This window comes from Prevotella heparinolytica (genome assembly GCF_004342845.1).
Taxonomy (GTDB): Bacteria; Bacteroidota; Bacteroidia; order Bacteroidales; family Bacteroidaceae; genus Bacteroides; species Bacteroides heparinolyticus.
This window is the reverse complement of the sequence record NZ_SLXB01000043.1, coordinates 1-12,333: the sequence shown is the minus strand read 5'-3', so window position 1 is coordinate 12,333 and position 12,333 is coordinate 1. Positions and strand designations below refer to the sequence as shown.

10 protein-coding genes are annotated in these 12,333 nt (G+C 53.8%); all 10 read right to left on the bottom strand.

Annotated features, from left to right (window positions below; genetic code table 11):
- Positions 1–161: 161 nt before the first annotated feature.
- Positions 162–1,148, bottom strand: a complete 987-nt coding sequence (locus tag EV202_RS14525) for a hypothetical protein (RefSeq protein WP_131927572.1) — start codon at positions 1,146–1,148, stop codon at positions 162–164.
- A 2-nt stretch (positions 1,149–1,150) separates the two neighbouring features.
- Positions 1,151–2,203, bottom strand: a complete 1,053-nt coding sequence (locus EV202_RS14520; RefSeq protein ID WP_131927571.1) for a hypothetical protein — start codon at positions 2,201–2,203, stop codon at positions 1,151–1,153.
- Entirely contained in the window at positions 2,200–2,481 is a 282-nt protein-coding gene (locus EV202_RS14515; protein WP_131927570.1) for a hypothetical protein, read from the bottom strand. The genes EV202_RS14520 and EV202_RS14515 overlap by 4 nt, the downstream gene beginning before the upstream one ends.
- A gap of 24 nt (positions 2,482–2,505) precedes the next feature.
- Complete coding sequence (locus EV202_RS14510; RefSeq protein WP_234878318.1) at positions 2,506–3,651, bottom strand: hypothetical protein; 1,146 nt, start codon at positions 3,649–3,651, stop codon at positions 2,506–2,508.
- Position 3,652: 1 nt separating this feature from the next.
- On the bottom strand, positions 3,653–6,538 hold the full coding sequence (locus EV202_RS14505) for a hypothetical protein (protein WP_131927569.1): 2,886 nt from the start codon (positions 6,536–6,538) through the stop codon (positions 3,653–3,655).
- A gap of 33 nt (positions 6,539–6,571) precedes the next feature.
- Entirely contained in the window at positions 6,572–7,015 is a 444-nt protein-coding gene (locus EV202_RS14500) for a hypothetical protein (RefSeq protein ID WP_131927568.1), read from the bottom strand.
- A 2-nt stretch (positions 7,016–7,017) separates the two neighbouring features.
- Positions 7,018–10,719 carry a hypothetical protein gene (locus EV202_RS14495; RefSeq protein WP_131927567.1) on the bottom strand — a complete coding sequence of 1,234 codons (3,702 nt, stop codon included), beginning with the start codon at positions 10,717–10,719 and terminating at the stop codon, positions 7,018–7,020.
- 3 nt (positions 10,720–10,722) lie between these two features.
- Positions 10,723–10,965 carry a hypothetical protein gene (locus EV202_RS14490; RefSeq protein WP_131927566.1) on the bottom strand — a complete coding sequence of 81 codons (243 nt, stop codon included), beginning with the start codon at positions 10,963–10,965 and terminating at the stop codon, positions 10,723–10,725.
- Positions 10,966–10,973: 8 nt separating this feature from the next.
- Positions 10,974–11,342, bottom strand: a complete 369-nt coding sequence (locus tag EV202_RS14485; RefSeq protein ID WP_131927565.1) for a hypothetical protein — start codon at positions 11,340–11,342, stop codon at positions 10,974–10,976.
- A 107-nt stretch (positions 11,343–11,449) separates the two neighbouring features.
- Entirely contained in the window at positions 11,450–12,175 is a 726-nt protein-coding gene (locus EV202_RS14480) for a BACON domain-containing protein (protein WP_131927564.1), read from the bottom strand.
- Positions 12,176–12,333: the final 158 nt, after the last annotated feature.

Sequence of the window (12,333 nt, the reverse complement as noted above, 5' to 3'; positions counted from 1 at the left end):
TCAGATACCTCACTCATTTGCGCCCTAATCAGTTCCACCACGTCTGCGCTATTTACTTGTATAGTCTTAATCATATCCTTGTAATTTAATCGTCCCTCATTTATAATTTAATTTCCGGACAGGTTTAACATTTTATATTTAGTCTCGTTCTGTAAATAAATTTACCCGTTCCAGTAAGCCGTAACGGTATCCACCACTCCCCCTCCTGCGAACTGCATGATCTGGCGACAATAGATGGTTCCATAATCATATACAGCCTCGTTGTAGGGCGAAAGATCGGGGATGTCACTACTTGTCAGCCTCCTGCCTGTATCTCCTACCATGACCTGCATCAGTTCCTGGGCATTCGGCGAATCAGAGCTCGGCGTATCCACATACCACCCATTAGGGATATAGTTAGCCGTGATGTTCTTGCTGACGAATACCTTCTGATGCTTGTCCGGATATTCATAGGACGGGCCTACCATCTTGGAATAGAACTTGAAATAATCCGTGCCATCAGAATATGCCACCTGTTTGTATTCTTTCCGCTGAAACAACCGCTCAATATCGCTCGTACCCGGAAGGCTATCCGTAGACAATTTCTTGTAACGGGCGGTAGCCCAATATTCCGCACTCACCGGTATCTGTGTGATTCCGTTAGGTCCCAAGTCGTACAGCTTGCGGCCGTCGTTATCGTAGTATTCCAACACGGCATAGCCGGCCTCATTGACCCCGAAGCGGATATTGGCGGCAACATTGCCGAAAAATTGCATCATCGAACCGGCAATCTCCACGCGGGGGCCGTCAAAGGCCGTCTTCAGAACCCTTGCCACAAGGTTCGCCGTGTCAATTTGCTCGGCCTTGATACGCTCGGCAAGCAGCAGCTTAGTGGCAATGAACGCCCAATCTTGCGCCAACGCCCAATTGCCGCCGTTATTGGCCACATCTTCCTGCGGAGTGACGGAGGAGGATACGTGCGAGCGCATGCAGAGGTAGAGCCTCTTGTTGTATAAGACAATGTCGTAATAACGCTCGCTGTCCTTTCCCTCCAGGTAGCTTACCCCGGGTGCCCACTCCCTGCTACGCATCTGCGCCCCCTTAGTCCCTTTCTCCCCTTTCGGAAGGAACTTGATTTCCCCCGTTCTTACCGCCAGTTTCTTAGCCATACCTAATCCCTTGAAGTGATAGTCCATCCGACATTACCGCCTGCCTGTACGCACATGTCATACGTGCACGTGCCGGAAGCGGAAGGGGTATTCGCCGTAGAGGGGTTAAGGATGATGCCGGCACTGTCCATGAAAACAAAGTAGAACGTCATATCCTTTGCCTTTGTCGTCTCACCGCGCTTCACAAGGATGGGGCGGTACACGACCGTATCGCCCTGCTGGCGGATAGTTTCATCCTCCGGTGTCGGGTTCGTGATGATGTCGTAGGGGTCGGACAAGTCAAGCACCGCCTGCGTGTCAAGCCCGAGAAGCGTAGTGCCCTGATACACCTCCACCTTGAATAATCCCGTAGTGTTCACCATGCCGTCCGTTACCGTCAGATTCTTCGCTGTCTGACCGTTCAGCAGCCCCCATGCGCCCCCAGCCATCTGATACCATTTATAAGTCAGTCCCGAAAGAATCTCATCCGCACCCATACGGGCAACGGCGGCAAGGATGCAGCTGTCACCTTTCTGCCGGAGGGCAAAGAACTTGTTGTCTCCGGAAGCAATGGTGACGTGCCGCTGGTTGCCCACTCCCTTTGTGATGGGAATGGAGTATGTGAATCCGATCGTGTCGGACACGTTGCCGACCGTGACCGTCGCATGCCCCTCGATGGTACAGCTTGCTCCTGCCGAAGCCTTGACGAGGTTCTTCATTATCTGGAGGCCGTAATAGTTGGCCGTCCCCACCTGATAGGGAATGAACTTGAAATGCCCGGTCTCGCCACCGAACGTATTCGTGGACAGCCCGCCACTTCCGAACGCCAACTGCACGCCGTTGAACTTCCATATCATCGTGTTAGGCACTACGATACCCTCCGCTACACGGGAGGATGTCAGCATGTACGATAATACAGGCTTCATCGCCGTGAAGTCCGGCGTGATATTGGCCGGTGCCGTCACCTCTCCCTGATACTCCTGATACAGGTCACCCTTATCACACATGATGGCCGGCATGTAGACACCCGACTTCTGGTCAAAGTTTATCTGACCAACAACGCTTGCTGTACTCATGGCTCTTCTTCGTCAGACGGTTCTTCACTTGCCGGCTTATACTCTTCCGGCGTTGTCACACTCACAGGGGTCTCTGTTCCCTCTATCTCGGCCTTTGCCTGCTGTGGCAGCAAGGCCACACCGCCAACGTGTTCCGCACGTTCAAATACGGTCTCCCCCGGAACGGCGGCTATATCGGCCTGCCATAACAGGATGTTGCCGTCGGCCGTACGGTTGCGGATGCCGGTCAGCCTGAGCGCATCCGCAACGTCTTTTGTAACCTTAATGTAAAATGCCATAATCTATATAGTTAAAGTTAAACATCATCCGTTTTCCCTCGCTATCACAAGGCTGTCGCCTGCGAAGACATAGGAGTCGCCGCTCATGACGGCACACCACGGTCCCCTGTCCTCCACAGACAACTCCAGCATCATGCCACTCCTGAAAGGTATCTTCGGGGCATAGCCAACAGCCACCTGTGAATAGGAGCTGTCACCGGGATACTTGGCAAACCACTTGCAATTGAAAAGATTCTGCGGGTCTGTTAAGATACCTATGTTGTCCCAGATGATAGGCTTGGGAGTAAGAAAGGCCGTTCCGTCCGACACCGATGAGGGTAAACCCTCCCAATCAGCCTCTATCACGGGAATACGCCTGCGGATAGCCGTTGACACCGCTGCTATGCCGTCGTCGGGAACATTACCTGCTGCGCCATCCTTTACGTATGCGGCCTTCACTATATACGTCTGGTCGTAACCTATCATGTCAAGATCTATTGTCAGGCTATTCTTTGTAACGGCTTTAATCTCGAAATCGTTATCACCGTTGCCGTCATTTATCAGTTCATGTGCTCCGGAGGAAAGTACCCGATAGAAGAATATCCTGCATTTTTCTTGATTCGTCACATCCTGCTCACCCACCATCAGTTTCGCCGTTATCACGTGTTGCGATGGATTACGGCACGGATTCCAATCGAACGCTGAAGGGCTGTCTATCATCAGCACGGGAATAGCGTCAGTGCCGTCCACTGAACGCACCAGCCGGGTGAATCGGTAGACGAACATCTGCCCGGTGCGTGGGTCTAAGTACTCGGCATAGAACTCCAGCGTAACAGGCTGCGATGTGGCCGAGTTGCGCCTTACAAGGATCAACCCTTTGTCTTCTCCACTCTCCGTAATGACGTAATTGTTATTGGTGGAGGTTATCAATGTACGGACACCTCCGATAACCTCGTGCCACTTCATATTGGTAAGCTTGGCGTTCACGCGCCCAGGTGTAGTGACCGCACTCGGATCGGTGGCGTTGCATCTCGGGAAAAGGGTCAGGGGCGTCAGGGTATAGTCGGGGGTATGTTCCTTCTTGTCTCCCTGATATACTTGTGTGTCAGGCACACTGCCGACAACCTCTATACCGCCGCTTGTCTGGAGCAGGCGGTAGTTGACCTCTATCTTTCTTCTTTTTGTTGCCATATCAAAATTCTATTGTGTAATTCTCAGTATATGTATCACTCCCATCTCGAAGTAAGACCGTGGTCCTGAACGAGCATCGCCGCATGGCGGAGTAGTGTGGCCCGAGGTCGTTAAGGGTGAGGGGCAGTACCTTGCCCGTGTCGGCGTGAGCTACCGCCCATGCGTTGTCCTCCGTGACATTGCCGCTGTCCCTCGTCCATTCGATGTCGCTGTCGAGGATGTGAGCGGTCACATCACGGTTGTAGAGCCTCCCAACAAGGTTGAGCACGGTAAATGGCCGCATGCCGTTGTCGTACAGCCTTACAATGTCGTCCATGTCAAAATGCCATCCGTTTGAGCTCTTTATCTCGACGGTGAAGTCGGGATTACCCTCTATCATCGCCCAGTCAGAGCAGGAGTACTTCGGTTCCTTAGTCGTTCCGTCCACAAGGCACATCCACTTGCAGCCGTAATGGTAGACCGCATCGTATTGCTCCTGTGAGAATTTATAGGGATTGCTCACCGCCTCCTGCGCATTCCACTTGCCACGGTTGTTCTCGCTCCTGACAGGGTTGCCTTGGTAGTCTATGCGGAGGATGTCCTGTATGGCCATACCACGGCAATAGACATAGCTCTGCTTGTAGTTGATTGGCAGGTTATCAAACAAAGAGAGATGCTTCAGGCGACCTATGATGATGGAGTAGTTCTCCTCTTCCAATATAGGCTTCGTAACCCCGTCAAGCATGCAGATGCAGTGCTCGTAGGTAGACAAGTACCAATACGCTTGCCTGTCCTGATTCACGGGGTTTCCCCTGCGTGAGCACACCATCAGCGGCTCCGGGGGGTAGTTCTTTCCTCCCGGCACTTCGCTGTCGGGGTACAAGACTACGTTGACCGTATTGGCGGCGGTGTCAACGTGCAGCACACGCATCCATGAGGTGTAATACTCACCTGCACCGGATGCAAGGTTGTTAACGATACCATATATGATGTCGTGCTCGTCAAAGGCTGTAAAATCGTTTTCCCAACGCTTGCGTAGATGGAGGGTGTACGTGCCGTCAGATAATGGTTCTATACCGTCTATCGTTCCACTTTCCGAAAAGGAGTAGTCGCTTTCCATCGCGGAGAGACGGTTGAATATCAGCTCCAAGACAGTCAGCGAACCCCGCAACTCTATGCGGTCAGCCTGAATCATTCCGTTTTCTGCAATTATGCCCTTGCCAGTTATTAAGGAGTCAATGGCTTCGCCGACTTCAAGTCTTGTGAGCGCTTTGAGTAACCGATCCACAGTCAATCTTCCACCTATCTCCAAGGAGTGTTCGGTGCGGTCGGACTTCTCTTTTGATAAGGCTTTCTTTTCAATTTCTCTAACAATCCGTAATGCCGTCATCAGGCGGTAATCGGTCGCTTCCCGCCCGTCCCAGCTCTTCAGGATGTCGGTAAGCTCATTCTCCTGTTGCCGCTCAAGCACATACTTCAGTTGCGACAAACCGGAATCTACCTGTCTCTTCCACCCCTTGCCCACACTGTCGGCACATTCTATCGTGGCCATATTGAGGTTATCCAGCTTACGCACAACCTTGGTCATGCGGCTATGGCGATAACCGTTTGTAAAATACTCGTCACTCAGCAGGCGCACACTCTGGCCGACAGCCAATGGTATACCATTCTCTTCTATGTAGATGTAATCCGTGTCCCCGCCATACTTGCTTGTGTCCTCACTGTACTTTTCCAGGTAGTCGTTCACGGCCGCCAGATAATCCTGCTCGGCTTGTGTTTCATAAACCTCGGGCATCCGGATGTTCCAAGGGATATACTTATCACCGACGCGAGGTATCAAGTTGCCACCCGGGAACTGCCGGGTTTCGTCCGGAAAAAGAGTAATGATTTCCCACTCCTCCGCCATGCTGTCATAGTTAGCCTCGAAGTAGTATGTACCGTTGTCGTCCGAGCCGTGCCCGTTCAGGTCGCCCGATTGGAAAGATACCCTTTTCTTCAGGCCCGGAAGCTCATAGCTGTTCGGATCGAAAGGCATTCCGGAGTCCTTGAAGTAATAAATGATGAACGGCTTGCCGTTATTGTCTTTTTTCTGGGCAGAACGGACAGAGGTTACGGTTCCGGTATAATGGGGAAAGATATTCGCGAATGCTGCTTCTTCGATGTGTTCGTACAATCCGTATTGCGTGTTGCGGTCGATGTATTTTTCCCTGCCCGGAAGCTGAAGCCGGGAAAAGCCGTAACGACTACGGTCAATATTCCGGGTGCTGCCGAGCGGAATCAGGCGCGTAAAGAATTTCACGCTGTCGCTGTTCTCGGTCTGAGTCAATGAGGTCAGACCTTTCAGGTAACCAAGCGGTATCCGCTCGCCATGCTCGCAACGGCTCAGGTTGATGACGAAGCCGTCCGCCCACCATTCCGTGTCGAAAGCATCCGCCATTTTGCCAAGCGCCTCCCAACAGGATGTGTTATTATAGTCGATGGTTTTACGGGATGCAACAATTACGTCTCCGACAGACCACTGCGGGCTGCCGGAGATGCGGTTCATATTGTCCACCCACTTCTGCAAGTGCTCCCTCGGGGTACCGTCCAAGCTGAATTGCGGGTTGTATTCGCCGTCCGTCAGGTTCAGGTACAATACCTGTTCCGCATCATGGATAGGCGCGTACAGCTTCACCGAATAACTGTATGTCTGCCGGTTCTTTTGCTTGGGCTTATACTCTTTCTTGACGGTGAATTTAATACCCTCCAACACCGCATAGTCGTTCACCGCCAACGGAACATAGGAGGTATGGGTGAAGGATAGGGACAAAGCATTCTCGGACATCAGCTCCCGGTTCCATGTGGAAGAGGAAGATGTCGAAATTGTCAGTTTCAGATCTCCTGACCGGTTGTATATTTTAAGCTCCATTAAAAAACGATTTAAAGACTATTCAAATACTACTTAAAATTCCGGATTCGGCTCCCGGAACTTGAGTTTCATACGGCAGATTACCTCACCGTCCTCCGTGCCGGTCAACGGCTCATAAGCCGTACACTCCTGGTAATACACCTTGTAGGTTCGCCCGGTCAGGGATATATCCATATTTAGCCATCCGCTGCTCAGCAACTGCATCACGGCCGCGTATTTAGCCGAAAACAACTCGGGGGTATCGCCCACTATCGCCACGTACAATTGGAAGTCGCGGGCCTCCCGTTTAGGCTCCGGAAGCTTTTCGGGAAGTTTCTCCCCGTTCTCCTCCCGGAAGGATACGGAAGTGTAGGGTTTCATCTTGGACGGCTTCAGCAACTCCGAGAGGTTAAAGTAGTCCCCTTGGCTCTTCTCCGTCAGGAACATGCCATATTCCGCATACATGTCTTTTCCGTTTATCTTCAATTCTCCTTCCATGCCTATTGCATTTTCATTCCGTTTCTTTCCAATCTTTCAAAATGTTCCACCACATCCTCCAGCAGCTTGCAGTACGCCGTGTTGGCGGCAATCGCGCCCAGTATCTCCAGCGCACGCCCCATTGCGGCATCAAAGTCACCCATCTTCTTGTCGATGGACGATAGGTGATCCTGTGCAGAGGTAAACAGACCTTCCAATTTCGTACCCTGTTCCTGGGACATGGCCGTGTATGCGCCTGTACGCCCCTGTTGCTGGCCGCTTGTCGCGGTGGGCCGGTCAAAGCCGTTCTTTTCGGCATTGCGCCAGAAGTCTTCCTGAAACTTATTCGCGGCATCTATCTGGCTTCCCAAGCCCCGGAAGAAACCGCCTATCAGGTCGGTAGTCTGCCGGGCTATCTCTTTCTCCGACAAGCCTTCCGTCATGTACACCTTCTTGATGTCCTCCTGCAGGCGGTCGAATTTGTCCTTCAGGAACAGGGAGTACACCATCTGCTTGGCGAGGTCGGCCAGCACGTCCGTCACCCTTTTTTTAAACTCCTGCGCGGCGTCCAGCCCGTTGTTGAAGGCGTTGACAATACTGTTCGTCAGGCTGTCGCCTAACGGGCCGAATGTTTCCCGCAAGGAATCTTCCAACTCCTGATAGGCCTTATCCGCCTGCTCCTGAAGGTCTATCAGGGTTTCCAGCAGTTTCTTGCTCTCATCCTTCAGCTCGCGGGTAGACAGGATGGCCTTTGCCATATTGACGTTCAGCTTGCCATCCTTGCCAAGTATATCCTTATATTCCGGTAAGTCCAGCAGTGAGGTGTATATATCCTTTCCTTTTCCCCATCCGAAGAGCCCCGTCTTCTTATGCCCGGTTTTCACCTCTATGTTGGCGAGCGCACCGATGCCGTCCTTGTAGGCCTGCATCTTTTCTTTATATGAATCCGATTCGCGTCCGGTAATCCTGTGCCACGCCCGCTCCATCCAGTTCATCTCCGGGGTGGAGCCTCTCAGTTCACGCTTCAGCTCTACGACGGATTGCTTGTAAGTGTCGATAGCGTTCAGGGCGCGCCCTATGTTGTCGGTTCCGAAGATGTTCGTACCGACCTTATAGGCCAGCTGCTCCTCAAGCAGCAGCATCCGGTACTCGTGCAGGTAGGCTTTCTGTTCCTCCACGATTTTCTTCAGGGCTTCCTTGTGGCGTTTATTGGCCTGCAGGCCTCCGGCGATAAAATTCACGAGTTCCCCGGCTGCAGCCAGCGCGCCGCCTACCACGCCGCCTTGGGCAAAACCCGACGCGATATTGCCGGCGGCCTCGAGCGCCTTGTCCATGTCCTCGTCCAAGCCGCCGAATACACTCTTCAGCATACCGATGCCTTCCGCACCCAACTGGCCGCCTTTCTGGATGGCCCCAAAGAGGGATTCGGCCTTGGCCTTGGCCTTGTCGCTGTCCTTGTAAATCTTTTGGAAATGGCTCTGTACGCTCTTGAAAGCTTTCTCGTTGAACAATCCCGCGAGCGTCCGGCGGCTGTTCTGCTTCTCCAGCCCTTTCGTCAAGTTCTCCAGCTGGGCGGCTTCCTGTTTATTGCGATCGCCTCCCATTTTTTTCAGTATCTTGATGCGTTCCCGGGCATAACGGATGACGATGTTGTTGCGCTGCACCTCCGCCAGCTCGTCCAGCCCGAGCCCCTGCATCACGATGGCCTGCCGTTGCAGCTCCACCTGCTCGGCATTGTCCAGCATCTCCAATTTGGAGGTATTCTTCTCTGCGTCTTTTTCTTTTTCGCGGGCGGTGTTCAGCGCTTCAATCAAAGCCCGGTTGCCCTCCGCTTTCTTTACCTGCTCATCGTAATGGTGGTCAATGTCCGCCAGGCGGTTCTCCAAGGCGGAGCGGAAGACGGCGTTGGCCTCGTTCCATAACTCCTCTTCCTGCCGGGCGTAGTTCTTCTCTATGTCCGAAAACTCCTTGATGTAAATATCCGTGGCCCCTTCACGCTGCATCCGAGCCTGCTTGGTTACAGTATCCGCCTGCTCTTGGGTGACGGGGATACCGTCCTTCTTCGCTTTCGCCAAAGCGGCTATGCGCTCCCGCTCCTCCGCGTCGATACGTGCCAGTTCATCATCCAGGCGTTTACGCGCCTCAGCTTTCTCTTTCTGCGCACCGTCACGCATCAGTTCGATGCGCATGGCCTCTATCTTCCGGCGGGCTTTCAGCTCGGCGTCGGAGATGGAGCGGAGTTGCGGCTCGGTATCCGTCTTTTCCGGTTTGTCCTTTACGTGAGGATTCAGGCCGGCATCCGTCAGCACCTTATCCGCCTTGTCGTTGAAGGCCATCATCCTTTGCAGATGCTTCTCCGCCATAACTTCCTGCGTTTTGTAGCCGATCTCCATCTCTTTGGCGGCCTTGTCGCGGTTTTTCTTTGCGGTTTCGGTGTCATTGTAATCAATGACCTGTTGCGTCACTGCGCCGGCCGAAGAGTTCATAACGACAGTCTTGGTCGGGTAATCCTCCTTGCGGGGAGCGGAGTTCCGGCGTTCGTCGGCGACCATCTGCCCTTTGTATGACTTTTCGTAAAGCTCCGCCGCAAACTTCTGCGCCACGGATGCCTTGGTACGCAGTTTCATCGCTTCAATCACGGCGGCCGTATTCTTGACGAACGCATTCTCCGCGTCGGAAACAGTGGACACGGAGATGCCCAGCTTGTGGAACTCTTCCTTGTTGTCCGTGATGAACTTCTTCTTTTTATTCAGGTCGGAACCCATCCGGTTCCACTCGGCCTGCAGCCGTTTCAGGACAAGGAGCTGTTCGCCCATTCCGTCTGAGGCACTGCGGGTGACCTCCTCGATATGCTTCTGCGAGGCGGCCAATTCCTTATTCTTCGAGCTCCAGTTGTTGTATATGGCAATGAGCGCACCCACCCCCGCTATGAGGACACCGATACCTGATACCATCAGTGCCTTTGAGAGTCCCACTCCGATACCCAATTGCGTGTTCAGGTAAGACTGCGCCGCCGCCCATTTCATTTTCGCACCCGCAAGCAGCGTATGCGTGAAAAAACTATCCTTGTTGAGCGTATTGGCTACCTGCTGTATGCCCATCGTGACGGCCATCACCGCCTGCAGCTTGGTCTGTATATGCGCCAGTTTCTCCTGCTCCGCGCCGAAGAGCGATGCCACGCCCACGCCGGCTGTCATGGCTCCGGTCAGACCGGAGATGGCGTCCATCGTTCCCTTGATGTTCTTGTTATCGTCCGAATGGATGCGTGCCTGTGTGTTTATATCGCCGTAGCGGTCTTGCAGTTCGCCCAACCTCTGCATGGCGGCGGCATACTCTTTCGTGCCCTCCGTCATGCCGGCCATCAGTTGCTTCTGCTTGGCTATCTGCGTGCGCAGCGTCTCCTCTTTGCCCGCCGTGGCGGCGAATTGCTTCTCCAGCTCGGCCAACGCCCCCTTTTCTTCCAGCAACACTTTCTTGGCAGCCCCAAGTTCGGCAACCAGTTCCGTCTTCTTTGTGCCGGGCGCTGCTTTTTTCAGCTGCGCTTCCAGCGATTTGATATCGGCTTCCACCTGTTTGACAACGGCGGACTGCTCCTTCATCCGGGCCTTGAAGTCGGCCGTGGCCTTATCTACAGCGGAGGAGGTTTGCCGGGCGCCCTCCCGGACGCCCTGCCAAGCCTCGCGCGTCTTGTCGCGCATCAATATGTCAAACTCTACTGGCTTCATCGGTCATTCATTCTTTCTTTCCATTTGTGCCCGAAACAGTGCGGCGGTATCGCTCGCACGCCGGGCGTTCCGGCCGGGAATCCCGGCCCTCTTGTTTTTCCTTCCGCCCTTGACCCACCTCGGAGCGTCTGACAGCATCAGAAGCAAGGTGGGATAAGGCAGTTTCCACAGGATATGATGCACGCTCCATCCCGTGGCGGCGGCAATCTGCCAGATAAATCCAAACAGGCTATGGCTTCCTTCCATGCGGCCGCTTAACTCCCGTTTGCCTCGTGGCTCAGCCTCGGTTTCATCAGATTCACCGTCTCCACCGAACTGATAGTAATCCGAAAAGGGCGCGTGTCGATACTCTCGACCAGCAACAGCATCACGTCGCCCAATACCGACGGGTGCACCCGCCACAACAGCCACCACGCCACCAGGCCGCCGAAGAGGCGGTGGGAGATAAAGCCGCGGCAAAGGGCGCAGGACACGATGCGGGCCATGTCACGCCCATGTTCGGCTATCAGCTTCGTCCACTTGTCCGCGTCATACTCCTTCAGTTCGGCAGCCGTCACCCCTATGCGGTTGTAATAGCGTGTCATGGCTATCAGCGTTCCCGCGTAGGGGCGTCGCAGCGTCACCTTGCCCGGTTTCTTTTTCCGCCCCAGCCACCGGAGCGGGCGTACCGGAATCCGTACGCCCAGATCCAGTAGCAGCTCGCTGGAGCGAAGTTCTTCTCCATTCATGGTTACTTCTCCTGCGTCAGATTGACGGTCACCTTCTTGGACGGATCGGACACCAGTGCCAGTATCAAAGTGCCCGTCTTGGGACTTGTCGTTGCATTGTTGGCTGCCGTGATGACCAGGCAGTTGCCATCCTGCACCACGGTGAAGTCGGTGTACGACCCCGACAACGCGAGAGGGCCTGAAGCCGATACGCGAAGTACCTTCGTGCCTCCTGCCTTGGGGAAATTCACCGTCTCCGCGTCCACCATCACTCCCGGCGTGGTAGGCTCGATGGAGTAAGGGGATGAGCCGTCTGTCGGAGAAAGCATCTCGGCCTCGCAATCCATATACAGGTTGCCAGAGTTACCCAGCTTGCCGCGGATAAGCCCGCTCAAAGCTACCTTCTTGATGCGGATGGTCTGACCCGTGCCCGTCTTGATGACAAGGGCGCCTTCTTTTGTCTCCATCTTCTCCGGAGCGTTCCACTTCTCGCCCGCGACCTTGCCTCCGGCAATATCCGCCATGTGCTGCGCCACAAGCTGGATCATCTGGAACGCCAGTGTCGTGGTTCCGGGGTTAGACACTACCTTCTTCACCGGGCCGGTGCGCACCTGCGCGGCAAAAAGCTTATTATAAGTAGGCTTGTCGCCCCCGAAGTCGATTCCTTCCTCGGAGATATTCCCAAGCACCTTGCCGCCGAAGCTCACTTCGTCCAGCAGCATCATGTATCCGTCATTGATTCCTTCCATAATTTTTCTTTTTTATTGTTCACAAAACCTTTAAACGCCGTTTAATCAGTATTATGACAAGAACGAAAACGGCAATCCGTCCTGTCCATATCTGGAACCACTGCCACCCGGTGGGTTCTCTTACCACCTTCGGCGGCAGTTCTTTTTCCTGTCGTTCA